Origin of the sequence: Leifsonia sp. AG29 (assembly GCF_009765225.1) — a bacterium.
Taxonomy (GTDB): domain Bacteria; phylum Actinomycetota; class Actinomycetes; order Actinomycetales; family Microbacteriaceae; genus Leifsonia.
This window is the reverse complement of the sequence record NZ_VMSF01000001.1, coordinates 3129422-3152518: the sequence shown is the minus strand read 5'-3', so window position 1 is coordinate 3152518 and position 23097 is coordinate 3129422. Positions and strand designations below refer to the sequence as shown.

23 protein-coding genes are annotated in these 23097 nt (G+C 71.1%); 16 read left to right on the top strand and 7 right to left on the bottom strand.

Annotated features, from left to right (window positions below):
* Window positions 1-28 precede the first annotated feature (28 nt).
* From FPT20_RS15175 to gntH, 3 genes are all read left to right on the top strand, one after another.
* Window positions 29-904, top strand: a complete 876-nt coding sequence (locus FPT20_RS15175; protein WP_158866822.1) for a carbohydrate ABC transporter permease — start codon at window positions 29-31, stop codon at window positions 902-904.
* Complete coding sequence (locus FPT20_RS15170) at window positions 901-1821, top strand: carbohydrate ABC transporter permease (RefSeq protein WP_158866819.1); 921 nt, start codon at window positions 901-903, stop codon at window positions 1819-1821. The genes FPT20_RS15175 and FPT20_RS15170 overlap by 4 nt, the downstream gene beginning before the upstream one ends.
* Window positions 1822-1895: 74 nt before the next feature.
* The gene (gene gntH, locus FPT20_RS15165) at window positions 1896-3053 is read left to right on the top strand and encodes a guanitoxin biosynthesis MBL fold metallo-hydrolase GntH (protein WP_158866816.1); all 1158 of its coding nucleotides are present in this window, start codon (window positions 1896-1898) and stop codon (window positions 3051-3053) included.
* A 42-nt stretch (window positions 3054-3095) separates the two neighbouring features.
* Here gntH and FPT20_RS15160 read toward each other — a convergent pair whose 3' ends face one another.
* Both FPT20_RS15160 and trxA read right to left on the bottom strand, forming a co-directional pair.
* Window positions 3096-3359, bottom strand: a complete 264-nt coding sequence (locus FPT20_RS15160; protein WP_158866813.1) for a metal-sensitive transcriptional regulator — start codon at window positions 3357-3359, stop codon at window positions 3096-3098.
* Between the two features lie 79 nt (window positions 3360-3438).
* Window positions 3439-3792 (bottom strand): thioredoxin, encoded by a 354-nt coding sequence (trxA, locus tag FPT20_RS15155; RefSeq protein ID WP_158866810.1) that lies wholly within the window; start codon window positions 3790-3792, stop codon window positions 3439-3441.
* 284 nt (window positions 3793-4076) lie between these two features.
* Between trxA and FPT20_RS15150 the strand changes: the two genes are divergently transcribed.
* The 5 genes from FPT20_RS15150 to FPT20_RS15130 all read left to right on the top strand — a co-directional run bounded on the left by FPT20_RS15150 (window position 4077) and on the right by FPT20_RS15130 (window position 9409).
* Window positions 4077-5729, top strand: coding sequence for an FAD-dependent oxidoreductase (locus FPT20_RS15150; RefSeq protein ID WP_158866807.1), 1653 nt, complete (start codon window positions 4077-4079; stop codon window positions 5727-5729).
* A 139-nt stretch (window positions 5730-5868) separates the two neighbouring features.
* The gene (locus FPT20_RS15145; RefSeq protein WP_158866804.1) at window positions 5869-6294 is read left to right on the top strand and encodes a hypothetical protein; all 426 of its coding nucleotides are present in this window, start codon (window positions 5869-5871) and stop codon (window positions 6292-6294) included.
* A 73-nt stretch (window positions 6295-6367) separates the two neighbouring features.
* A complete protein-coding gene (locus FPT20_RS15140) occupies window positions 6368-6736 on the top strand; it encodes a hypothetical protein (protein WP_158866801.1) in 369 nt (122 codons plus the stop codon).
* A 67-nt stretch (window positions 6737-6803) separates the two neighbouring features.
* Window positions 6804-7271 carry a hypothetical protein gene (locus tag FPT20_RS15135; RefSeq protein ID WP_158866798.1) on the top strand — a complete coding sequence of 156 codons (468 nt, stop codon included), beginning with the start codon at window positions 6804-6806 and terminating at the stop codon, window positions 7269-7271.
* Window positions 7268-9409 (top strand): bifunctional polysaccharide deacetylase/glycosyltransferase family 2 protein, encoded by a 2142-nt coding sequence (locus FPT20_RS15130; protein ID WP_158866795.1) that lies wholly within the window; start codon window positions 7268-7270, stop codon window positions 9407-9409. The genes FPT20_RS15135 and FPT20_RS15130 overlap by 4 nt, the downstream gene beginning before the upstream one ends.
* Window positions 9410-9437: 28 nt before the next feature.
* On the opposite strand, the gene FPT20_RS15125 is transcribed toward FPT20_RS15130, so the two are convergent.
* Window positions 9438-9908 (bottom strand): hypothetical protein, encoded by a 471-nt coding sequence (locus FPT20_RS15125; RefSeq protein WP_158866792.1) that lies wholly within the window; start codon window positions 9906-9908, stop codon window positions 9438-9440.
* Window positions 9909-10006: 98 nt separating this feature from the next.
* Window positions 10007-12103, bottom strand: a complete 2097-nt coding sequence (locus FPT20_RS15120; protein WP_199245847.1) for a heavy metal translocating P-type ATPase — start codon at window positions 12101-12103, stop codon at window positions 10007-10009.
* Window positions 12104-12307: 204 nt separating this feature from the next.
* On the opposite strand from FPT20_RS15120, the gene FPT20_RS15115 reads away from it, so the two are divergent.
* From FPT20_RS15115 to FPT20_RS15105, 3 genes are all read left to right on the top strand, one after another.
* A complete protein-coding gene (locus FPT20_RS15115) occupies window positions 12308-12970 on the top strand; it encodes a hypothetical protein (protein ID WP_158866789.1) in 663 nt (220 codons plus the stop codon).
* A 5-nt stretch (window positions 12971-12975) separates the two neighbouring features.
* Window positions 12976-15327 (top strand): HAD-IC family P-type ATPase, encoded by a 2352-nt coding sequence (locus tag FPT20_RS15110; RefSeq protein WP_233265556.1) that lies wholly within the window; start codon window positions 12976-12978, stop codon window positions 15325-15327.
* A gap of 89 nt (window positions 15328-15416) precedes the next feature.
* Window positions 15417-15944 carry a DUF1269 domain-containing protein gene (locus FPT20_RS15105; protein ID WP_158866786.1) on the top strand — a complete coding sequence of 176 codons (528 nt, stop codon included), beginning with the start codon at window positions 15417-15419 and terminating at the stop codon, window positions 15942-15944.
* Between the two features lie 38 nt (window positions 15945-15982).
* Here FPT20_RS15105 and FPT20_RS15100 read toward each other — a convergent pair whose 3' ends face one another.
* Window positions 15983-16840, bottom strand: coding sequence for a ZIP family metal transporter (locus FPT20_RS15100; RefSeq protein ID WP_158866783.1), 858 nt, complete (start codon window positions 16838-16840; stop codon window positions 15983-15985).
* 112 nt (window positions 16841-16952) lie between these two features.
* Between FPT20_RS15100 and FPT20_RS15095 the strand changes: the two genes are divergently transcribed.
* The 5 genes from FPT20_RS15095 to FPT20_RS15075 are packed head-to-tail and all read left to right on the top strand — an operon-like array spanning window position 16953 to window position 20589.
* Entirely contained in the window at window positions 16953-18011 is a 1059-nt protein-coding gene (locus FPT20_RS15095) for an NAD(P)H-dependent flavin oxidoreductase (RefSeq protein ID WP_158866780.1), read from the top strand.
* Window positions 18004-18639, top strand: a complete 636-nt coding sequence (locus tag FPT20_RS15090) for a flavin reductase family protein (protein WP_199245846.1) — start codon at window positions 18004-18006, stop codon at window positions 18637-18639. The genes FPT20_RS15095 and FPT20_RS15090 overlap by 8 nt, the downstream gene beginning before the upstream one ends.
* Window positions 18640-18683: 44 nt before the next feature.
* Window positions 18684-19286 (top strand): dCTP deaminase, encoded by a 603-nt coding sequence (gene dcd / locus FPT20_RS15085; protein WP_158866778.1) that lies wholly within the window; start codon window positions 18684-18686, stop codon window positions 19284-19286.
* 24 nt (window positions 19287-19310) lie between these two features.
* The gene (locus tag FPT20_RS15080; RefSeq protein WP_158866775.1) at window positions 19311-19838 is read left to right on the top strand and encodes a hypothetical protein; all 528 of its coding nucleotides are present in this window, start codon (window positions 19311-19313) and stop codon (window positions 19836-19838) included.
* Between the two features lie 10 nt (window positions 19839-19848).
* Entirely contained in the window at window positions 19849-20589 is a 741-nt protein-coding gene (locus FPT20_RS15075) for a glycoside hydrolase family 16 protein (RefSeq protein ID WP_158866772.1), read from the top strand.
* Between the two features lie 125 nt (window positions 20590-20714).
* On the opposite strand, the gene idi is transcribed toward FPT20_RS15075, so the two are convergent.
* Together idi and FPT20_RS15065 are read right to left on the bottom strand one after the other, a co-directional pair.
* Window positions 20715-21266 carry an isopentenyl-diphosphate Delta-isomerase gene (gene idi / locus FPT20_RS15070; protein WP_158866769.1) on the bottom strand — a complete coding sequence of 184 codons (552 nt, stop codon included), beginning with the start codon at window positions 21264-21266 and terminating at the stop codon, window positions 20715-20717.
* A gap of 780 nt (window positions 21267-22046) precedes the next feature.
* Window positions 22047-22880 carry a hypothetical protein gene (locus FPT20_RS15065; RefSeq protein ID WP_158866767.1) on the bottom strand — a complete coding sequence of 278 codons (834 nt, stop codon included), beginning with the start codon at window positions 22878-22880 and terminating at the stop codon, window positions 22047-22049.
* Between the last annotated feature and the right edge of the window lie 217 nt (window positions 22881-23097).

Below are 23097 nucleotides of genomic sequence, written 5' to 3'. Positions count from 1 at the left end.
AGCACCACCCAGCCCGAAAGGCGATCCCATGCAAATCCGTGGCCGTTCCGCGATGGTGCTGATCGCGCCGGCAGCCCTCATCTTCGCCGTGTTCGTGATCTACCCGCTCATCCGCGGCGTGCAGCTCAGCTTCACGGACGCGATCGGGCCGAGCGGCGGCACCTTCGTCGGGCTGAAGAACTACGCGCACGCGCTGTCCGACCCGACCGTGTTGCATGCACTGCTGAACACCCTCGTCTACACGGCTGTCGTGGTCGTGGTGCAGAACGGCCTGGCGCTCCTCGTGGCGTTCTGGTTGTTCAAGCTCGAGCGGGTCCGCAACTTCGTGCGCGCCGGGCTGCTGCTGCCCGCGATGATGGCGTTCGTCGCTGTCGGCTATCTGTGGTCGTACATGTACTCGCCGCTGGGCGGCCCGATCGACGACGTCATGGACTCCCTCGGCCTCCACGCGCTCGAGCCGATCTGGCTGGGAGACCCGCACACCGCGCTCATGTCGATCGCGGCCATCTACATCTGGATGTTCCTCGGCTACACCGCGACGATCTATCTGGCCAACTACATGGCCATCGACCCGGCGCTCATCGAGGCCGCGAACCTCGACGGCGCCGCCGGGTGGCGCAGGTTCTGGAGCATCGACTGGAGGCTGCTGGCGCCCTCGTTCACGATCAACATCACGCTGAGCGTCATCGGCTCGCTGCGCGTCTTCGACCTGCCGTTCATCATGACGCAGGGCGCCCCCGAGGATGCGACCCAGACGCTCAGCCTCGTCATCTACAACAACAGCTTCGCGAACTACCAGTTCGCCTACGGAACGACGCTCGCCGTCCTGCTGCTGATCCTCACGATCGTCGTGGGGGTCACTCAAGCGACGCTGCTTCGCCGACGGGAGGCCGACCTCGCATGACCGCACTCATCAGCCGGGAGACGGAGCCGGTCCGCGACAGCGGGGCGGAGTCGGGTCGCCCCACTTCCCGCGTCCCGCGCTTCCGGAGCCGGCGCCTCCGCTCGCGCGCTTCGACGGTGATCGCGTCCGTCGTCCTGATCGCCTTCACGGCCGTCGTCCTCACCCCGATCTGGGTGCTCGTCATGGTGTCGCTGCACCACGGAAACACGTCCCCCTCCAATCCGTTCGCCGTGCCCACGCCGATCGACTTCGAGAACTACGTCCACGCGTTCCAGAACATGCACTACCTCCGCAGCGTCGGGAACACGCTCATCATCACCCTCGCGACCGCGGTGATCACGGTGTTCGCCGCCTCCCTCGCTGCGTGGGCGATCGTGCGGCACACCCGCCGCTGGACGCGCACGCTCTACCAGATCTTCGTCTCCGGCCTCACGATCCCGATCTTCGTCGTGCTGACCCCGCTCTACGAGGTCATGCAGAAGCTGCACCTGCTCGACAGCTACATCGGCATCGTCCTCGCGTACACCGCGACCATCATGCCGTTCGCGGTGTTCTTCTTCGCGGGCTTCCTGCGCACGGTGCCGGCGGAACTGGAGGAGGCCGCGGCCGTCGACGGCGCGGGGCTCATCCGCACGTACTGGAAGATCGTCTTCCCGCTCCTGCGCCCGGCCACGGCCACGCTCGCGATCTTCGTCATCCTGCAGGTCTGGAACGACCTCATCCTGCCGCTCGTGCTGCTCTCGTCGGACGACAAGCAGACCGTCACTCTCGCCGTCTATGCGACCATCGGCACCCACACGATGAGCCCGGAGCAGTTGCTGCCGACGCTGGTGCTGGGCGTGCTGCCGCTCTTCATCGTCTTCCTCGCGCTGCAGCGCTACGTCGTGGCCGGGATCTCCGTCGGGGCGGGGAAGTAGGCGGCGCGGGCCGGCGTCCCGCCGCGGGACGTTCGACCCCGGCCAAGAGCGTGCGCATGTCCTAGACACGTGGCATGGAACACGAGATCACCGAGCTTACCGAGCTCGCGCATGAAGGAAGCAAGCACCCGTTGACGACGACGCCGGTCGTCGGGAAGCCGCGTCGCGATTACGACGACCTCCTCCGAGTGGGAGGCGAGCCCGTCGCCGAGGGCGAGTTGCGCGTGACCGTCCTCGGCAGCGGAGACCCCTTCGTCAAGCGGAGTCAGGCGTCCGCATCCCTCCTGGTCGAAGTGGGCAACCCGCAGCGGGACCTCTTCTTCTTCGACCTGGGGTCCGGTTCACTGGCGAACTTCACGGGGCTGAGGCTCCCCGTCACGGCGACGACGAAGGTGTTCCTGACCCACCTGCACGCGGATCACGTGGGCGACGTGCCCACGCTGGTCTGGAGCCTGGCGAAGTCGGGGCGCCGCGACCCGGTCGAACTCTGGGGACCGGCGGCGGAATTCCGGCCGCTGGGCACGCGGGCCTACGCGCAGATGCTGCAGGCCGCGCACGCGTGGGACATGGAGTCGCTCTGCGGCCACCCGGGGCAGTCCGGAGCCGAGATCATCGCGCACGAGGTCCCGTACGACCGGCCCGCCGTGGCCTATGAGCGCAACGGCGTGACGATCACGTCCTTCCCCGTCATCCATCTCGTCAACGGTTCCGTGGGGTATCGGCTCGACTATGCGGGCCGCAGTGTGGTGTATTCGGGCGACACCCGGCCGACGCACACCGTCCTCGAGCACGCCGACGGCGCGGATCTGCTGATCCACGAGACCTTCCCGACGGCCGAGGTGATGGCCCGCAAGGCGAGCATGCCGCTCGAGGTCGCCGCGATGATCATCGACAGCTCCCACACGAGCGCCGCCATGGTCGGCACCGTCTTCGAGTCCGCGGGCGCGCGCATGTCGGCCATCTTCCACCTCGCCGTCGACCACGAGACCGTCCCCGCCGTCTGGGCTGAGATGCGGACCCGTCACGACGGCCCCGTCGTGATCTCCCAGGACTTGACCACGTTCGACATCACGGCCGATGCGGTGGTCGTCCGGCAACGAGACATCGACCCGGCGGCCTGGCCCGTCGTCGGCCCCACCGAGATCACCGGCCCGCCGATGTCGGCGCCGCACGTCGCGCCCGCGTGGTGGGCGGAGAAGCTGCTGGTCGACCAGCACGCGCACGCCGGCTGAGCCGACCCGCGCCGCTCCCGGGCAGCTCGGGGTACAGCGCAGTCAGGCCAGCGTCATGAAGAGCTTCTGCAGCTCTTCGACGGTCATCGGGTCGGAGGTGTCGTCGGGGTCGGTGAGGCACTTCTGCATGGCGGTCGAAATGATCTGGAAGCCGGCCTTGTCGAGGGCGCTGGAGACCGCGGCGAGCTGGATGACGACGTCGCGGCACTTGCCGCCGTTCTCGACGGCCGCGATCACGGCGTTCAGCTGACCCTGCGCGCGGCGCAGCCGGTTCAGCACGGGTTTGATGTCAGCAGTCGTGGGCACGGTGTCTCTTCTTTCTCGATGGTGCCGAGGGATGGCGCGGCCCCGTCGCGGTACCCGCCAGGGTATCTCGTCCGAACCGTCAGCGGGCCTTCGCGGCGGCCAGTTCTGCGGGGTCGATGGCGCGGATCTGACCGATCAGGTTCTCGAGGTCGCGGGCGGGGAGCGCACCCGGCTGAGAGAAGACCAGGACGCCGTCGCGGAAGGCCATGAGCGTCGGGATGGAGGTGATGCGGGCAGCGGCGGCGAGCTCCTGCTCGGCCTCGGTGTCGACCTTGCCGAAGACGATGTCGGGATGCTGCTCGGATGCCTTCTCGAAGACGGGTCCGAACATCCGGCACGGCCCGCACCACGCGGCCCAGAAGTCGACCAGGACGATGTCGTTCTGCTCGATCTGGTCCTTCAGCGTGTCGGCTGTGAGTGCGACGGTGCTCATGCTCAGCCCCTTCCGAACAGTCGCCCGAAGAACCCGCCACCGGAGGCGGAGGCTTTCTCTGCGTCGGTGTGGTCGCCGTTGCACCACTGGTTCGCCGGGACGTGACGTCGCACATCGGCGACGTGCTGGCCGCAGCCGCTCCAGGTGGTCTTACCGCAGACCTTGCAGGTGGCGGGATAGCACATGGGTGTTCACCTTTCTCGGGGGTCGGGTTGGATATACCCCCCTCCGTATAGTACGATACGGGGGAGGGTATGACAAACCACCCTCAGGAGGAACTCAGCATGAAGACGGTGATCGTCGGCGGTGTCGCCGGGGGAATGTCGGCCGCGACGCGGTTGCGCCGACTCGACGAGTCGGCCGAGATCGTGGTGTTCGAGCGCGGCCCCTATGTGTCGTACGCGAACTGCGGCCTGCCCTACTTCGTCGGCGGGGTGATCCGGGATCGGTCGTCGCTCCTCCTGCAGACACCGCAGTCGCTCGCCGCTCGGTTCCGACTCGATGTCCGCACCGGGCATGAGGTGCTCGGCATCGATCCGGTCGCACGCACCGTGTCCGTGCTCGACGTCGCCGACGGCGAGCTGATGGTCGAGAGCTACGACGAACTCATCCTGGCCGTCGGGGCATCCGCGCGCGAGGCGGTCGGCCACCCGGGCATCCCGACGCACACGCTGCGCACCGTGGAGGACGTCGACGCGATCGGCGTACTGGTCGAGGCCGCGGCGGACAATCCCTCCGCCCTGGTCGTCGGGGGCGGTTTCATCGGCCTGGAGGCGGTGGAGAACCTCGTGCGCCGAGGCATCCACGTCACGCTGATCCAGCGCGGCCCGCAGATCCTCAGCCCGCTCGACGCGGAGATGGTCGCCCCGGTGGAGGCGCAGCTGCGCAGCCACGGCGTCGACGTCCGCACCTCGGTCACGATCGACACCGTGGAGGAGGGGGCCGTCCTCCTCGGCGACGGCAGCACCCTGCGTCCCGACTTCATCATCGATGCCTCCGGAGTGGTCCCGAGCGTCGACCTCGCCCGCGCCGCCGGACTCAGGCTCGGCACCACGGGCGGAATCGCCGTCGACGCCGACAACCGCACCAGCGACCCGCACATCTACGCGGTGGGAGACGGGGTCGAGAAGATCGACGCCCTCTCGGGCGAGCCCGCCCTCGTGACGATGGCGGGCCTCGCCAACCGGCACGGCCGCACGGTCGCCGATGTGATCGCCGGTCGCGACGAGCGCAACACTCCCGCGCTCGGCACCGCGATCGTCAAGGTGTTCGACGCGGTCGCCGCCAAGGTCGGCTGGAGCGAACGCCAGCTCGCGTCGGCCGGGCGCGAACACCGCGTCATCCACACCCACCCCGCGTCCCACGCCACCTACTACCCGGGCGCGCAGTCGATGTCGATGAAGCTGCTCGTCGACCCCGTCACCGACGCGATCCTCGGCGCACAGATCGTCGGGGGCGACGGCGTCGACAAGCGGATCGACGTGATCGCGGTCGCGATGGCCGGCGGCATCACCGCTTCCGGACTGGCGCGGCTCGAGCTCGCCTACGCGCCGCAGTTCGGCTCCGCGAAGGACCCGATCAACCAGCTCGGCTACGTCGCCGACAACCTCCGCACCGGAGCTACGCGTGCCATCCAGTGGCACGAGCTCGACGCGGCGATCGCGGCGGGAGCCACCCTCGTCGACGTCCGCACGCCCCGCGAGCACGCCGCGGGCGCCATCCCCGGCGCTGTCAACCTGCCGGTCGACGACCTCCGCGACCGTCTCGGCGAGCTGCCCGACGGCCCTCTCGTCGTGCACTGCCAGGTCGGGCAGCGGGGACACACCGCGGCACGCATCCTCGCCCAGCACGGACGCGACGTCGTCAACCTCGACGGTGGCTACCGCACCTGGGCGGCCGGCACCAGCACCCGCGCCCGGGAGACCACGCGCCGCTGAACTCGCCGAAACAGACCCCGACACCGCCTACTCCCCGCAGAGTAGCCGGATCTACTCTCCCCGCCGGCTGACAACCACCTCCCTCCTCGCGCACACTGGTGCCCGACCACCAGTGCGATCCGCCGTCGAAGGGGACACCATGTCTGCGCTCACCGAATCCGCCGAGGGACTGACGCGACGTGCGCGGGAGGCGCTCGGCACCCTGGCCGCCCAGTTCCTGCTCGGGATCGGCGCCAACCTCGTCGGCACCCCCGAGGAGAACCCGGGTGCAGCCGGCGTCGTCGCGGGCATCCTCCTCGGGCTGCACGCGCTGGTCGGCATCGGGCTCGTCGTGGTTGCCGTGCGCGTCTGGCTGGCCACCCGGCGCGCGGGCATCGCCCACCGGGCTGGGCTCTGGGCCCTGATCGTGATCCTCCTGACCTTCGTCGCCGGAGTGGTCACGATGTTCACCGACAGTGGCTGGGCATCGTTCCTCATGTCCGTCGGGTTCGTCGCTGCCGCCGCCCTCTACGTGGCTGTCGGCGCCCGGGCGCTGACCCAGCAGCGCTCGGCCGTCGCGAGCTGAGCCGACGCACAACACGGAGCGGCAGTCGACCAGACCACTTGAACTCCCGGCAGGAGGGAGTAGCGATGCATTCATGACCGTCAAGCTGAACAAGAAGGCCCTCGACAACGCCCGCAAGCTCCTGAAGGCCGGCGACGTCGTCCACGATTCGCGCGACGACTGGAGCGAGCACGCCCCGAGCGCGGAGGAGGAGAACCGCTTCATCGAGAAGAACGGCTGGGACGAGTACGCGCTCTGGCACCTGGGCGTCGACGACGAGGCGAACGAGGAGACCAAGAAGCGCTACAGCTTCCCCTTCGGCGATTTCAAGAAGCTCCACCGCTGCGGCGTGATCTCGCTCGAGGGCCGCGCCTCCCAGAACGACCACGACGACATCGCCAAGGCCTCCAAGCAGCTCCTCGCCGACATCGACGCGGGTGAGGATCAGGCGACCGGTTCCTGAGCGACATCTCAGGCGGCCTCCGTCCCGCCGGACGACCGCGCGGGTGCGCTCGTTTAGAATCGGTGCCGTGGTGGCCGAGAAGATCAACCGACCACACTCTCCTGAACCAGGAGGCGGTCCCGTGTTCGTCGACCGGTCCGGTCGACGTCTGCGCCGGGCCCGGATCGCGGGCGTCGTCGTGCTGGGCGGGATCGTGGTCTACGTCGTGCTGGTGATGGCGGCGTTCCTCAGCGGACCCCGCATCGGGGTCCCGGTGCTCCCCTTCGCTCCGCCCGAGGCGCGCTCCCAGCCCCAGGTGCCGGCCGTCCTCGCTCCTCCGGCCTCCCAGGCCCCCGCCTCCCCGGGTCCGTCGCCGTCCCGGCCGCCCGAGCAGGCCGTCACGTCGCCGGCCGTGCCCGCCGCGCCCAGCACTGCCGCTCCCGCCGCCTCTGTCGCACCGGCGCCGGTGCCGGCGCCGACGCCTTCTGCGGCTCCGACGGCGCCCGGGAAGAGCTCGACGGCGCCCGGTCAGTCCAAGAAGCCACCGCACCCGTGAGCGGCAGACGCGCCTCCCTTCGTCCGCAGTCCGCGCGGGTCCACTGGGTGGTCCTCATCGGGGCCTTGATCGCCCTGGCCGTGGCCTTGCTCGTGGAGGGGTACACCCAGCACCTCGCGGGCATCGGTGACGATGCGGCCGTCTCGTCGGGGTCGGCATCGGCCGTGCCGGCCGCCGTCACCCGGGGCGGTCCGATGATCGACGCCCGCGGCGCCACTCCGGCGACTGCACGGCCGCACGCGCGGACCATCGCCTTGACCTTCGACGACGGCCCGGACCCTCGGTGGACGCCCGAGATCCTGAGAGTCCTGCGCCGACACGGCGCGCACGCGACCTTCTTCATGGTCGGAACGGCGGCGATCGCTCATCCGGACCTCGTGAGGGCGGTCGTCGCCGCCGGGGACGAGGTGGGCGTTCACACGCTCACGCACGTCGACCTGAGCACGGCGCCCGAGTGGAGGCGTCAGCTCGAGATGCAGACCGCGCAGCAGGCCATCGTCGATGCGACCGGCCGGACGACGTCCCTCTTGCGGCCTCCGTACAGCTCGGGGAACGACGCGGTCACCGACTCCCTCTGGTCGGCGATCCGCTCCGCCGGCACGGACGGCTACCTGACGGTGCTCTCCACGCGCGACGGCCAGGATTGGCGGCGCCCCGGGGCCGCCGCCATCGAGCGGGCGATCGTTCCCCGCGACGGCTCCGGTCAGGTGGTCCTGCTGCACGACGGCGGCGGCGATCGCAGCCAGACGGTACGGGCCCTCGACGCGGCGCTGACCCGTCTCGACGCGGAAAGCTACACGGTGACCACCGTCGGCCGCGCTTTCGGGGTGGAGGGCACCTCTCAGGCGGCCTCCCTCCCGGATCGTCTGGCAGCGGCGATGACCGTCTGGGGCATCCGCCTGAGCGACCTCCTCGTCGGTGCGATCACGGTCGCGCTGGTGCTCAGCGGGATCGTGATGCTCGTCCGGGCGATCCTCGTGCTGGCCACGGCCGCGCGCCACAGGAGGCAGACGCGCGGTCGGCACCGCCCCTCCGCCCCAGCCCGCCCCGAGGTGGTGGATCCTGTGACGGTCATCGTGCCCGCCTATAACGAGGCGGCCGGCATCGAGGCGGCCGTGCGGTCGCTCGTCGCGTCCACGCATCCGGTCGAGGTGATCGTCGTGGACGACGGCTCGACCGACGGCACCGCCGACATCGTCGAGGCGCTGGGTCTCCCGGTCGTCGTCATCCGTCAGTCCAACGGCGGCAAGCCGGCCGCGTTGAACGCCGGGCTCCGAGCGGCCAGCCACGACATCGTCGTCATGGTCGACGGGGACACCGTTTTCGAGCCGGGTACCGTGCACGCGCTCATCCAGCCGCTGGCCGATCCGGCGGTCGGTGCGGTATCGGGCAACACGAAGATCATCAATCGGCAGGGCGTCCTCGGCGCCTGGCAGCACATCGAGTACGTCGTCGGCTTCAACCTCGACCGCCGCCTGTTCGACGTCGCCGAATGCATGCCCACCGTTCCCGGGGCCATCGGCGCCTTCCGCCGCTCGGCGCTGGAGAGGGTCGGCGGCGTGAGCGACGACACGCTCGCTGAGGACACCGATCTCACCATGGCCCTGTGCCGGGACGGATGGCGGGTGGTGTACGAGGACGACGCCCGGGCATGGACCGAGGCGCCCGCCTCGCTCGGCGCGCTCTGGCGGCAGCGCTACCGCTGGTGCTACGGCACCATCCAGGCGATGTGGAAACACCGGGGAGCGCTGGTGCAGGGCGGTCAGGCCGGCAAGCTCGGGCGTCGGGGGCTCGTCTACCTGCTCATCCTGCAGGTGCTGCTGCCGCTGTTCGCTCCCGTCGTCGACCTTTTCGCCGTCTACGGTCTGGTCTTCCTCGACCCGGGGCGCATCGCAGCGCTCTGGCTCGCGTTCCTGGCGCTTCAGGCCGGAATGGCCTGGTACGCCTTCCGGATCGACAAGGAGCCACTGAGGCCGCTCTGGACGCTTCCGCTGCAACAGGTGGTGTACCGGCAGCTCATGTATCTGGTGGTCATCCAGTCGGTCTTCACCGCGTTCGCCGGAACGCATCTGCGCTGGCATCGCATGGAGCGCTACGGGACCCTGTCCGCCCCGGTCACCGCGGAGACAGGGTCCTGAGCCGAGACCGCGTCCCGAGCGGTGATCCTCAGACCCGGCGGCCGAACAGCGAACCGCACAGGACGACCCCGACCGCGAACATCGCGACGACGGAGAGCACGTAACCGACGTAGACGGCGGCCACCGCGATCAGGGCCGGGCCCTCGGCGGGGGCCGCCCCGGTTGCGAGGCCGGTCGCGTTGGCGATGACTCCGACGAGCACGAAGAACAACGCGGCCGCATTGGCCGCACAGCACACGGCGACCCGCGCCCGCCGCGCGACCAGCGACGCGGCGAGGAGGGCGGCTCCACCCGTCGCTGCGGGAACGACGAGTTCGCCCGGGAGGAGGTAGTCGAATCGCCAGTGCTGCGCCACCAGGAGGGACACCGCGGCGAGCACCACCGGGGCGGCGATCGGGATGCCCGTCAGCGTGGTGCCCAGAACGGCCAGCACCCGCGCCGTCCGCATCCTCCCGCTCGACGCACCGGTGCGGCGCGTCGTCGGCTCCTGCACGGTCATGCACCCAGGCTGGGCGACACCGTCGTCGCCCGGCAAGGCCGAACGTCACAAGGGCCCAACGCCGCACGGGTCGGATGCGGTTCGGCGCAGCGATGCGCTCAGCGCCCGAGCGCGGCCCGCGTGCTCACCTCCGGCCGCAGGTCCAGCCGACGCAGCAGCTGGGCGTTGAGCGCGACGACCACGGTCGACAGCGACATGACGATCGCACCGACGGACATGGGCAGGACGAACCCGATCGGCGCGAGCACGCCCGCGGCCAGCGGCACCGACAGGAGGTTGTACCCCGCCGCCCACCACAGGTTCTGCTTCATCTTGCGATAGGAGGCGCGCGACAGCTCGATCACGGAGAGGACGCTGCGCGGGTCCGAGCTCGCCAGGATGACCCCGGCGGAGGCGATGGCGACATCGGTTCCGGCGCCGATGGCGATGCCGACGTCGGCCTGCGCGAGAGCCGGGGCGTCGTTGACGCCGTCGCCGACCATCGCGACCTTCCGTCCCTCCCGTTGAAGCTCGGCCACTTTGCTCGACTTGTCCTCCGGGCGCACGTGCGCGAAGACGCGGTCGATGCCGAGCTCGGCGCTGACGGCGTCGGCGACCGCCTCCGCGTCGCCCGTGATCAGGACGACCTGGATGCCGATCCGGTGGAGGGCGTCCACGGCTTCGCGGGACTCCGGCCGGATCTCGTCGGCGAGCTTCAGGCCGCCGACGACCTCCCCGTCGCGGAGCACGTGGAGGATGATCGCGCCCTCGCCCCGCCACAGGGCGGCGTGGCCCACCTCGGCGGTGCCGGTCTCCTCGAGGAGGCGCGGGCCTCCGACCCGGATCTCCGAGCCGTCGACCTCGGCGGTGACGCCCACCGCCGGGGAGGAGGCGAACCCGGTCGCCGGGGGGATCGGGAGTCCCTTGGCCTGCGCGGCGCGCACGATCGCTCGCGCCAGCGGGTGCTCGCTGTCCGCCTCGGCGGCTGCCGCGAGGGCGAGGACGGCGTCAGCGTCGACACCGCCGACCGGCTCGACCGCCGTGACCGTCGGCTCGCCCTTCGTCAGGGTGCCGGTCTTGTCGAACAGCACGGTGTCGACCGTGCGCATGCTCTCCAGGGCGAGGCGATCCTTCACGAGGACGCCGCCGCGCGCAGCGCGCTCCGTGGCGATCGAGACCACGAGCGGGATGGCCAGGCCGAGTGCGTGCGGGCACGCGATGACGAGCACGGTGATGGTCCGGGTGACGGCGTCGTCCGGGCTGCCGACCAGGGTCCAGACGATCGCGGTGATGATCGCCGCGGTGAGCGCGAACCAGAACAGCAGCGCGGCGGCGCGGTCGGCGATCCGCTGCGCCCGGGACGAGGAGTTCTGGGCTTCCGTGACGAGTCGCTGGATCCCGGCGAGGGCGGTGTCGTCGCCCGTGGCGGTGATCTCGATCCGGAGCGCCGAGTCGGTGGCGACCGTTCCGGCCGTGACCGGGTCGCCCTCGCCTCGGGACACGGCCAGCGACTCCCCGGTCACCATCGATTCGTCGACATCGGCGCGCCCACCGGCGATGCGGCCGTCGGCCGGGATGCTGCCGCCGGGGCGCACCAGCACGAGGTCGCCCACGCGGAGGTCCGCGGGAGCCACCTTCACCACCTCCTCGCCCTCGATCCGCTCCGCCTCATCGGGGAGGAGCGCGGCGAGCGAGTCCAGGGCGGAGCTCGTCTGAGCCAGCGACCGCATCTCGATCCAGTGGCCGAGCAGCATGATGACGATGAGCAGCGCGAGCTCCCACCAGAACTCGAGCTCGTGGTCCAGCAGTCCCAGTGTGGCGCCCCACGACGCGATGAACGCGACCGTGATCGCCAGCCCGATCAGCAGCATCATCCCCGGCATGCGCGACCGCAGCTCGCTGACGGCGCCGCTGAGGAACGGCCAGCCGCCCCAGAGGTACATGACGGTCCCGAGCAGGGGCGCGACCCACAGCAGCGGACCCGAGACCTCGTACCCGAGGATCATCCCGAACGCCTGAGACCTCGCGACGACCGGGACGGCGAGCAGGAGGTTGATCCAGAACAGCCGGCGGAACTGCCCGGCATGGTCTCCGTGGCCGGCGTGGCCGGCGTGGCCGCCGTGGCCGGCGTGGCCGCCGTGGTCGCCGTGAGGCATTCCGGCGTGACCGGCCTCCTCGGGCCGGGTGCCCGGCTGGTGGGTGTGCGGGTGGCTCATGAGTTCACTCCCGTGGTCGCTGACACGCGCTCACTGCGCGAAAGATACCCCATTGGGGTATCTGTCTCCGGTGGGAACGATAGTACCCCCACTGGGTATTCCCCGCAATGTCCGCAGGACCATGGTCCTCGGTCGAGCGCTCGCCGGGGAGGAGTCTGGTCACGGCACGGTGGCCGTCGTGCCTGCCAGGAGAGGCGGCCGGTCATGAAGCGGGTCCCGGTTCAACTCGCGCTCGGCGTGCTCGTCCTGTGCGCCGGGACGCTGCTGCTGCTCGACGCGACCGGGGTCCGTCCCTCGCCGGCCTGGTGGGCCGCAGTGCTGGCCGCCGCCGGTGTGACGTTCGCCTACGTCTTCTTCGCGGATCGCGCCTCGTGGTGGGCCGCCATTCCCAGTGCCGCGTTGTTCGGAGCCTCGGCGGCGACGCTCATGGACCTCGATCGCGGCGGCCTCGCGCAGTGGACCGAGGTCCCCCTCCTCGGCGCCCTCGGCATCGGATTCCTCGCGGTGTACCTGCGTGATCACCGGCACTGGTGGGCGCTCATCCCGGCCGGGATCCTCGTGACGCTCGCCGTCGTCCCGGTGCTCGGCGCCTCCGTCCCGGGCTCCGTGGCGGGTGCGGCCTTCCTCGGCGGGGCGGCCCTGACGTTCGCCCTGGTGGCGGTCCTCCCGGGAGGCGGCGGGAGCCGCTGGTGGGCGTGGATCCCCGCGGGTGTCCTCGCGATCGGTGCGGTGATGGTCCTCCTCAGCGTGGCCGGGTGGGTCGCCGTCCTGAACGTCGTCTGGCCGATCGCCGTGATCGCGGCCGGGGCCTTCCTCATCTGGCGGGCGCTCCGCCGGCGTCGGCACCCGGAGGACGAGAGCTCCTGACCGGGTTGTCGGCGGCCGAGGTCGCACAGCGCGTCGCGGACGGCCGCACCAACCGGTATCGCCCGCGCACCAGCCGGAGCCTGGCGAGCATCGCCCGGGCGAACGTGCTGACCCTCTTCAACGCCATCATCGCCGCCTGCTTCGTGGTGCTGCTGCTCATCGGCCGCTGGCAGGACGCCCTCTTCGGGATAGCCGCCGCGGGCAACATCATCATCGGCTCGTGGCAGGAGCTCCGCGCGAAGGCGGCACTCGACCGGCTGGCGCTGCCCTCGGCCGCGGCCGCGCGGGTGATCCGGGAGGGAGGCGAGCTCGAGATCCCCACGGAGACGGTCGTCGCCGACGATCTCCTGGTGGTGCGCGTCGGCGACCGGGTCGCCGCCGATGCGCGCGTCGTCTTCGCGGACGGCCTGCAGACCGACGAGTCCCTCCTGACCGGCGAGTCCGACGCGATCGACAAAGTCGCGGGTGACCTCGTCCTCGGCGGGTCGGTCGTCGTGGGAGGGGCGGGCCGCGCCCGCGTGGAGCGCGTCGGAGCCGACACGTTCGCCCACGGGCTGGCCGCCCAGGCTCGGCGGTTCTCCCTCGTCTCCAGCGAGCTTCACGCCGGCATCCAGACCGTGCTCCGCTGGGTCGCCTGGGCCGTCGGCCCCCTCGGCCTGCTGGTGTTCAACGCGCAGGTGGTCTCGCTGGGCGGGTGGCGAACCGTCATGAGCAGCGAGCTCTGGCGCGATGCCGTCGTCTACACGGTCGCCGCCGTGGTGGCGATGATCCCGCTCGGCCTGGTCCTCATGACGAGCATCGCCTTCGCCGTCGCCGCCGTCCGCCTCGGCCGGCGCGGCATCCTCGTCCAGGAGCTCGCGGCGGCGGAGGTGCTCGCGCGAGTGGACATCGTCTGCTTCGACAAGACGGGGACCCTGACCGAGGGGGAGGTGCGGTTCGACGAGGCGATCCCGTTGGCCGGGGCCGCCGGGCGGGGAGGGTGGCCCGGGGTGCTCGCCTGGTTCGGCGCGGCCGAGGATGCCAACGCCACCGCGCGGAGCCTGGCCGAGCGCTACCCGTCGCCGGTGGAGGCGGTCCCCGTCTCGCGCGTGCCCTTCTCCTCGGTGCGCCGCTGGAGCGCCGTCTCCTTCGACGGTCCGGTCGCGGGAACCTGGGTCCTCGGCGGTGCGGACGTGGTCTTCGCGGATGGCCGGCTCGAGGAGCGCGTCCGGGCACTGGTCGACGCGGGTCGGCGCACGCTGGTCCTCGCCCACGCGAGCGCTGCGTTGACGGCGGAGGCTCGCCTCCCGTCCGGCCTCGAGCCGGTCGCCCTGCTCACCTTCCGGGAGCGCGTGCGTCCGGACGTCGCCGAGACGCTCTCCTACTTCGCCCGTGAGGGCGTCGGTCTGCGTGTGCTCTCGGGGGACGACCCGCGCACGGTGGCCGCTATCGCGAAGGAGGCGGGGCTCGCCGTCAGCGACGGGTTCGATGCGCGACTGCTGCCGGAGGAGCCGGATCGAGTTGAGGAGCTTCTGCGGCAGGAGCTGGTCCTCGGCCGGGTGACGCCCGATCAGAAGCGCCGGATCGCGGCCGCGCTGCAAGCGGCCGGGCACGTGGTGGCCATGATCGGGGACGGCGTCAACGACATCCCCGCCCTCAAGCAGGCCGACATCGGAATCGCCGTGTCGACGGGAGCGGAGGCCTCCAAGGCGGTGGCCCGGATGGTCCTCCTCGACGGCCGGTTCTCCAGCCTGCCCGCCGCCGTCGGGGAGGGACGCCAGGTCATGGCGAACATCGAGCGCGTCTCCATGCTGTTCTTGACGAAGACCGTCTACGCGACCCTCCTCGCGCTCCTCGTGGGCGTCCTCGTGACCGCGTATCCGTTCCTCCCGCGCCAGCTGGCGGCGACCGACGGCTTGACGATCGGGCTGCCCGCGTTCTTCCTCGCGCTCCTCCCGAACCTGCGACGTCACCGGGCCGGCTTCCTGGCCCGGTCGCTGAGCTTCGCGGTGCCCGTCGGCGGCGTCATCGGCTCCGTGCTCATCGCCTACTCGTGGAGCATGGCCGAACTGGGGATCGGCGAGGAACAGCTCCGGACGGGGGCGACCATGCTCCTGGCGATCCTCGGCCTGTGGGTTCTGGCGATGCTGGCGAGACCCTGGGACGGACGGAAGCTCTTCGTGGTCGCGTCGATGGCCGCGGGCGTGGTCCTCATCTTCACGGTCCCGGTGATCCGCACGTTCCTCGTGTTCGTCGATGTCCCGCCGCCCGTGTCAGCCGGTGTCGTCGTCTTCGCGAGCCTCGGCGCCGCGCTCATCGAGATCGCCCGGGCCGCCAGGCGCGGGGTGTCCCCGCCGCCGCGGGCCGAATGTCCCTAGCCAGGGTCGCGGCGGCGCTGCCATCATGCCCTCGTCGGCGGCGGCCTCCCGTTCGCCGGCGAATCCATGGTTCGCACGAAGGGAAGAACATGGCTGACAAGAATCTGTTCCTGGTGGTCGGGGCGTACGGCGACCCCGCCACCGCCGACGAGGACTACAAGACCCTCAAGTCCGGCGAGAGCGCAGGCGACTACGAGATCGTGGGAGCGGTCGTCATGAACCGCGACGCGGACGGCAAAGTGCAGGTCAGCGAGCATGACACCGGCAAGGTCAAGCGCGGTGCCGGCATGGGAGCCGGGGCCGGCGTCGTCGTCGGTCTGTTCGCACCGCCCCTCCTCGCCGCGACCGCGATCGGCGCGGGCGTCGGCGCGGTGATCGGCCACTTCCGCAAGCGCCACGAAGAGAAGGAGCTCGGCGTGGACGTGGAGGAGTACCTCCCGGCGGGGTCCTCCGCCGTCGTCGCGATCGTCGACGACAAGTGGGCCGACAAGGTGGAGGCTGCGCTCGTCAAAGCGGACAAGCGGATCTCGAAGGCGATCGACTCGGGCGACTACGACGAGATGCAGAAGGCCATCGAGAAGTCCGAGGCCGAGGTCGGGAACGCCGCCGCGACCTGAGCGGACCCGCCTGACCGGCGCCGGCGGCCGTCAGGCCGTCAGGCGCCGGCCGCGGTCACGATCGCGTCGGTGAGGAACCCCGCGACGATGCCCGCGAGGATGAACCACGCGACGAGCGTCTTCATCCCGGTGCGGCGCGCGACCGCGAGCAGCTCGATGACGACGTAAAGGATCGAGCCTGCGGCGAGCCCGAGGAAGGCGATCGACACCAGGTCGTTGCGGAACGACTGCCCGATGATCGTGCCGACGAACGTGGGGCCGCCGCCGATCAGGCCGAGGAGCGCCAGATACCCCCACGACGGCCTCGTCCCGGTGAGGGGCGCGACGATCCCGAACCCCTCGGTCGCGTTGTGCAGGCCGAAGCCGATCACGAGCAGCACGGCGAACGCGAGCTCGCCCTGGGCGGCGGCGGTCCCGATGGCGAGACCCTCCGCGAAGTTGTGGAGGCCGATGCCGATCGCGATCGTGAGCGCGAGCCGGTGGGCGCCCACGGCGGGTGCGGCCACGGGAGGCGCGGCCAGCGCGATCGACCCGGTCGGGGTCGTCGCCGCGACCGCACCGCCCGAGACACCGCTCGTCACGGCCGCGGCCGTCGCGCGCCGGCGCATGTAGCGGTCCATGGAGGTGAGACTGAGAAGGCCGAGACCGAGGCACGCCGCCATCACGAGCCCGTTGATCAGCGCCGTCCCGACGTGGTGCGCGTGCAGCGCGGTGTCCACCGGCTCCCAAGCCTGCGAGAGCACGTCCCAGAGCAGGAAGATCAGGATGCCCGTCGCGATCGCGTTCAGGGCGGCCTTCAGGGGGACGGCATCCGACTTGATGCGCCCGAACGGCAGGCCCAGGAAGATCGTGAGCCCCGCGAAGGCGCCCAGCATGGCGATGCTCAGGGAGGACATGTCTCTCAGGTTAGCCTTTCCTAACCCCGAATCCGCTGGGCGGATCTGAAAGGGTCGACAGCCGCCGCCCGATTCGATTGCGGTCACGCAACGGTGTAGTAGCGTCGGGACCATGACCTCGCGCGCGCTGACCGACCTCCTCGGCATCGAGCACCCTCTCCTGCTCGGTCCGTTCGGCGGACTGTCGTCCGTCCCCCTGACCGCCCGGGTCTCCGAGCTCGGAGGCCTCGGCGCGTTCGGTCTCTACGGCTACGACGCGGCGCGCATCCGTGAGACGGTCGCCGCGCTCCGGGCCTCGACCTCGAAGCCGTTCTCGCTCAACCTGTGGGTGCCCACCGGCGATGAGGTCACGCCCCAGGAGGTCGACCTCACTCGGGCGCGCGCCGCCGTGCAGCCGCTCTTCGACGAGCTCGGTCTGCCGGTGCCCGCGGTGCCGGCGTCGTTCCTCCCCTCGTTCGACGAGCAGGTGGCGGCGGTCCTGGAGGCGCGGCCGGCGGCCATGAGCTTCGTGTTCGGCGTCCCGCCGGCTGCCGTCGTCGAGGCGGCCCATTCGGCCGGGATCGTCGTGATGGCCGCGGCGACCACGGTCGCCGAGGCGGTCGCGCTCGAGCGGGGAGGCGTCGACGTCGTGGTCGCGTCCGGCTTCGAAGGTGCCGGGCACCGCCCCTCCTTCCTGCGGCCGGCCCAGGAATCGCTCGTCGGAGGCATCGCGCTGGTGCCGCAGGTCGTCGACGCCGTGAGCGTTCCCGTCGTCGCCGCCGGGGGCATCGCCGACCGCCGAGGCGTCGCTGCCGCCTTCGCGCTGGGCGCCTCCGGTGTGCAGGTCGGCACCGCCTTCCTGGCGACGGACCTCTCCGTGGCGACGCCCGGGCATCGCGAGGTCGCGCGCACCGCGGCGGCCGACGACACGGTGCTGACCCGCGTCATGAGCGGGCGGTTCGCGCGGGGCATTCCCAACCCCGCGATGCGCACCATCGAGGCCGCGGGTGAGGGGGCCATCGCGCCCTTCCCCGCGCAGAACTGGCTGACCGGAGCGTTCCGGGCGGAGGCGGCGCGGCAGGACCGGCCGGACCTGGTGTCGCTGTGGGCGGGGCAGGGCGCCTCCCTCTCGCCCGGCTCCGACGCTCAGGAGGTGTTCGCCGAGCTGCTCCGGGGCGTTCCCGGTGAATGAGCGGCCGATCGAGCACGGGACGATCGAGCACGTGACGATAGAGCCGGAGGTGCTCTACGTCGGCACACCGGCGTTCCTCATCGTCACGGTCAACGACGACGGCACGCCGAACCTGGCCCCCGCCTCCTCGTATTGGGCGCTCGGCCGGATGCTCGTCCTCGGGATCGAGGCCGACGGCCAGACGGCCCACAACGCGCTGCAGCAGCCCGATCTCACCGTGAACTTCCCCAGCGGCGACCAGTGGCGCGCGCTGCACAGCCTGTCCTCGCTGACGGGGAGGCACCCGGTGCCGGAGGCCAAGGCCAAGCGCTACCGGCACGAACCGGACAAGTTCTCCGCCGCGGGCCTGACGGCCCAGCCGTCCGAGGTCGTCGCCGCTCCGCGTGTGGCCGAGTGCCGCCTCCAGTTCGAGGCACGCCTCGAGAGGGCGACACCGTCGGCCGACGGCAGCTACTACCTCTTCGAGGCCCGGGCGCTGCGGGTGCACGCCGACCCCGCGATCGTCGACGCCGCGAGCGGCCAGATCGACCCCCGTCGCTGGGACCCGATCGTCTACAGCTTCCGGCACTTCTTCCGACGCGGGGAGGAGCTCGGCTGGCTCCCCTCGAGCCCGATCGAGCGGGGCTGACGCGGGCTCGACGGAGGCGCGAACCCTACCGGTAGGCTGGCCTCGTGCTTCTCTCCGACCGTGATATCAAGGCCGAGCTGGGCGCCGGGCGCATCGCGCTCGAGCCGTTCGAGCCCGCCATGATCCAGCCGTCGAGCATCGACGTGCGTCTCGACCGGTTCTTCCGGCTCTTCGACAACCACAAGTACCCGTTCATCGACCCGGCGGAGGACCAGCCCGAGCTGACGCGGTTCGTCGAGGTCGACGCCGACCAGCCGTTCATCCTGCACCCCGGGGAGTTCGTGCTCGGCTCGACGTTCGAGCTCGTCAGCCTCCCCGACGATGTGGCCGCCCGGCTCGAGGGCAAGAGCTCGCTCGGGAGGCTCGGCCTCCTCACCCACTCCACCGCGGGCTTCATCGACCCTGGCTTCTCGGGGCACGTGACGCTCGAGCTGAGCAACGTCGCGACCCTCCCGATCAAGCTGTGGCCGGGCATGAAGATCGGCCAGATGTGCTTCTTCCGGCTGTCGTCGGCAGCCGAGCGTCCGTACGGCTCCGCGGAGTACAGCTCCCGGTACCAGGGGCAGCGCGGGCCGACCGCCTCCCGCTCGTACCTGAACTTCCACCGCACCGACGTCTCGAGCACCGAAGCGGGTCGCCCCGCCTGACCCGCACCGACCGAGAGGGGCACCATGAGCGAGATCACCGATGCGGCGTTCGCCCGGGCCCTGGTCAGTCGGGCTGCTGCCGGCGCCAACCCGAAGCGGCTGCACCTGTTCGGTCAGCTCGTGGGCAGCTGGAACGCCGAGGTGCGCCTCCTCGACGAGGCGACCGGCGAGTGGAGGGAGACCACCCAGGAGTGGATCTTCGCCTACACGCTCGGCGGCCGGGCCGTCCAGGACGTCCTCGTCGCCCGCGACCACGCCGACCCGGAACGCGTCGAGGGCCGCGGCACGACGATGCGGGTGTACGACGCGGTGCTGGGCGCATGGCGCGTCAGCTGGTTCGGCGCGGCCTCGGGCGACTTCTGCACGCTGGTCGCGACGCCGCACGGACGCGACGGCATCCGTCAGGACGGCTCGCAGACCGACGGCCGCCCCATCCGCTGGAACTTCTCCCGCATCACGCCGGAGTCGTTCGAGTGGGACGGCTGGGTCTCCGACGACGAAGGCCGCACCTGGTGGCTGGAGCAGCACATCGACGCGGTCCGGACCGGATGAGGGAGGCACCGTGTTCGACGACTTCGACGACCCCGACCTCGACCGCAGCGTCTGGCTGCCCCACTACCTTCCGGCCTGGAGCTCTCTGGAGGCGTCCCGCGCCACGTACCGGATCGAGGACTCGCTTCTCGAACTGAGCATCCCGCCGGAGCAGGGTCTCTGGTGCGCCGACGACCATCAGCCGCCGCTGCGCGTCTCGGGTCTGCAGAGCGGCAACTTCTCCGGCCCCGTCGGCTCGACGGTCGGGCAGCAGCCGTTCCGGCCCGACCTCGTCGTCCGGGAGCAGCAGGAGGAGTTCCGCGGCTGCCTGGTGCAGGGCGGGACCGTCGGGATGCGCGCCTCCCTCTACCTCGGCGCGCGCTCGATGGCCTCGCTCTGGCTGGTGGGCTTCGAGGACCGGCCGGAGCGCAGCGGCGAACTCTGCGTGATGGAGGTGTTCGGCCGCGATGTGCGCGACGGCTCCGCGGACGTGGGCATGGGCTTCCATCGCTTCCGCGACCCCGGGCTCGCCGAGGACTTCGAGCGCGTGACACTCCCGATCGATGTCACCGAGCCTCACGCCTACGAGGCGGTGTGGGACGACGACGAGGCGTCGTTCCGGGTGGACGGCCGCGTGGTGCGCATCCTCGCGTCACCGCCGCGCTACCCGCTGCAGCTGATGCTGGCCGTGTTCGACTTCCCGACGGCGGCCGCGGCGGACGAGCCCGCGTTCACGCCGACTCTGGCCGTGGACCGCATCTGGGCGCACTGAGTGCGGGGTGGTGGAGCGCTGCCGGGTGGAGCGCTGCCGTCGTCGGGAGGCGCATTCAGGCGGCGGCATACGCGCGCCCGAAGTTATCCACAGTCAATTACACAGGTGGAAAATATGAGTGCGGCTCACAGCTGACCCGAAGCTTCGGCGCTCCCTTCGGCGTACAGGGCCGGCAGCTGGAGGGTCAGCCACGGGCTGAACGCCCACGGCGTCGCGTCCACCGCGGTGAGCAGCACCCGCGGGTCGACCCATTCCCACTCCGCCACCTCCGACGCCGACGGCTGGAGCTCGCCGACGATCGTCGCGGTGTAGACGGGGCAGACCTCGTACTCGACGACGCCGGCCGCGTCGGTCGCCCGATAGCGGAACTCGGGCAGCGCGACGGTGAGGTTGTCGATCCGTGCACCGAGCTCATCCGCGGCGCGCCGCACGACCGCCTGCTCGATCGCCTCACCCGGCGCCGGGTGTCCGCAGAACGAGTTGGTCCACACCCCGGGCCACGTCGCCTTCGACAGCGCGCGTCTCGTGACCAGGAGGCGCCCCTCCCCGTCGAACAGGTGGCACGAGAACGCCAGATGGAGGGGCGTGTCCTTGGTGTGGACGGTGGCCTTGTCGGCGGTTCCGATCGGAGTGCCATCCTCGGCGAGCAGAACGACCTCTTCGCGGGCTGGCGTCATGCGACCATCCTAGGCGGGGTGGGGGAGGGGGTGTGCCGGGCGCTCCTGCGCTATCCACAGCCTCCCGACGGCGTCGCGACGTGAGACGTCGCTTGTGGCCCCGTCAGGTCGCTTCGGGGGTGCTGAGGGGGCCATTCGTGCCGTCTCAGTCGGGGACCGGCTCGTTTTGGCCGGTCAACAGCGGAGGAGTCTCCGCGGTGCGTCGCGGCCCGTCAGCGTGGGCGGCCACGTGGGCGCGTCATCCACAGGCTGCCGTCGGCGTCTCGACCTGAGACGTCGATCGTGGCCCCCTCAGGCCATTTCGGGGGCGCTGAGGGGGCCACTCGTGCCGTCTCAGCTGCGGGAATGGCTCACGGACGACGCCGTCGCGGCCACTCGTGCCGTCTGAGCTGCGGGAATGGCTCACGGACGACGCCGTCGCGGCCACTGGTGCCGTCTCAGCTACGGGAACGGCTCACGGAGGACGCCGTCGCAGCGTGGCTTGACGTCTCAGCAGCGGGAACCGCTCACGGACGACGCCGTCGCGGCCATCCGTGACGTCTCAGCAAGCGGACGCAACTCGTGGAGCCGGGATAACGTCCGAGGCGCCCTCGGGGCGTTCTGGTTCGCCGGCCGGGGCGCTCGCCGCAGACGTTATCCACAGCTACCCGCGGGTGCTGGCGCGTGAGACGTCACTAATGGCCCCCTCAGGGCTCTTGGGGAGCCGTGAGGGGGCCATTAGTGCCATCTCGAGCGGAGGAGCGGGTCGTCGGCCTCGGTGACGGGGCTACTAGTGGCGTCTCAGCCGGCCGCCGGGGCGGCTCCGTCCGAGTCCGAGTCCGAGTCCGCAGACTCGACCCCGTCCGCGTCCTCCGGCTCCGTCCCTCCCGCGTCCGCCGACGCGTCCGACCAGCCCAGGTTGGCCGCCATGCGTTCCAGGGTTCGCATCGTCGCGGCATAGTCGGCGTCGGAGACGCCGTCGGCCAGTGCGCGGCGCACCTCTGCGACCTGGGCCGCGGCGGCGTCATAGGCCGCGCGGCCCTCCTCGGTCAGCGTGGCTGTGTCTCCGTCGAACCACACCCAGCCCCGCTCGGTGAAGTCGGCCAGGATGCGGTCGATCCGACTGCCCGGCCCGCCGCCCGGACGCCACCAGGCGCCCGGCCCGGCCCCGAACGGCGGGAAGCCAGGGCGGAACCCGCGGCCGAACTGCGCCGCGTAACCTCCGCCGCGTCCCGGAAATCCGCCGCGACCGATGCCGCGCTCGAATCCGCGCTCGAAGCCTCTCTCGAATCCACGCTCGAACGCGGGCTCCGGGCCCGGCTCGAATCCACGCTCGAACGCGGGCTCCGGGCCCGGCTCGAATCCACGCTCGAACGCGGGCTCCGGGCCCGGCTCGAACCCCGGCTCGAACCCGCGGTCGAATCCGGGAGCTGACCCCCTCCCGAACCCCTGTCGGAATCCCGACTCGTCGCCGTGGTGGTGGGGGTGCTGTCCGTGTCCGCCGCCGTAGTAGCTTCGGGCACGCGGGTCGTGACCCGCGTCGTCCGCGGGGTTCTGATGGGGACGCGCCCCCTGGTCAGCGCCGCCCTCGTGGTCAGGGTGCTCTCCGTACCCTCTGCCGTGGTAACCGTGCACGCGCGGGTCGTGGCGCGTCTCGTCGGCGGCGTGCGGGTGATCCTCCGCGCGCTCGGGGCGGCGGCCGTGTCCCGGCCCCTCCCCTTCTTGCGCCCATGGCCCCGCGCCGCGCATCCACGGCCGTCCCCGGAATCCGTACCCTGGGCCGAAGCCCAGCCCCGGCCCTCTCCGCGGGGTCCTCCGTGCCGACGGCCCACAGACTTCGCCCCGAGCTCCT

What these genes read in the sequence shown, in the direction of transcription:
- gntH (WP_158866816.1), top strand. Translation starts at nt 1,896, where the DNA reads ATGGAACACGAGATCACCGAGCTTACCGAGCTCGCGCATGAAGGAAGC.
- FPT20_RS15170 (WP_158866819.1), top strand. Translation starts at nt 901, where the DNA reads ATGACCGCACTCATCAGCCGGGAGACGGAGCCGGTCCGCGACAGCGGG.
- FPT20_RS15120 (WP_199245847.1), bottom strand. Translation starts at nt 12,103, where the DNA reads ATGAGCCACCCGCACACCCACCAGCCGGGCACCCGGCCCGAGGAGGCC.
- FPT20_RS15125 (WP_158866792.1), bottom strand. Translation starts at nt 9,908, where the DNA reads ATGACCGTGCAGGAGCCGACGACGCGCCGCACCGGTGCGTCGAGCGGG.
- trxA (WP_158866810.1), bottom strand. Translation starts at nt 3,792, where the DNA reads ATGAGCACCGTCGCACTCACAGCCGACACGCTGAAGGACCAGATCGAG.
- idi (WP_158866769.1), bottom strand. Translation starts at nt 21,266, where the DNA reads ATGACGCCAGCCCGCGAAGAGGTCGTTCTGCTCGCCGAGGATGGCACT.
- FPT20_RS15080 (WP_158866775.1), top strand. Translation starts at nt 19,311, where the DNA reads ATGAGCGAGATCACCGATGCGGCGTTCGCCCGGGCCCTGGTCAGTCGG.
- FPT20_RS15105 (WP_158866786.1), top strand. Translation starts at nt 15,417, where the DNA reads ATGGCTGACAAGAATCTGTTCCTGGTGGTCGGGGCGTACGGCGACCCC.
- FPT20_RS15175 (WP_158866822.1), top strand. Translation starts at nt 29, where the DNA reads ATGCAAATCCGTGGCCGTTCCGCGATGGTGCTGATCGCGCCGGCAGCC.
- FPT20_RS15100 (WP_158866783.1), bottom strand. Translation starts at nt 16,840, where the DNA reads ATGTCCTCCCTGAGCATCGCCATGCTGGGCGCCTTCGCGGGGCTCACG.
- FPT20_RS15150 (WP_158866807.1), top strand. Translation starts at nt 4,077, where the DNA reads ATGAAGACGGTGATCGTCGGCGGTGTCGCCGGGGGAATGTCGGCCGCG.
- FPT20_RS15095 (WP_158866780.1), top strand. Translation starts at nt 16,953, where the DNA reads ATGACCTCGCGCGCGCTGACCGACCTCCTCGGCATCGAGCACCCTCTC.
- FPT20_RS15140 (WP_158866801.1), top strand. Translation starts at nt 6,368, where the DNA reads ATGACCGTCAAGCTGAACAAGAAGGCCCTCGACAACGCCCGCAAGCTC.
- FPT20_RS15115 (WP_158866789.1), top strand. Translation starts at nt 12,308, where the DNA reads ATGAAGCGGGTCCCGGTTCAACTCGCGCTCGGCGTGCTCGTCCTGTGC.
- FPT20_RS15145 (WP_158866804.1), top strand. Translation starts at nt 5,869, where the DNA reads ATGTCTGCGCTCACCGAATCCGCCGAGGGACTGACGCGACGTGCGCGG.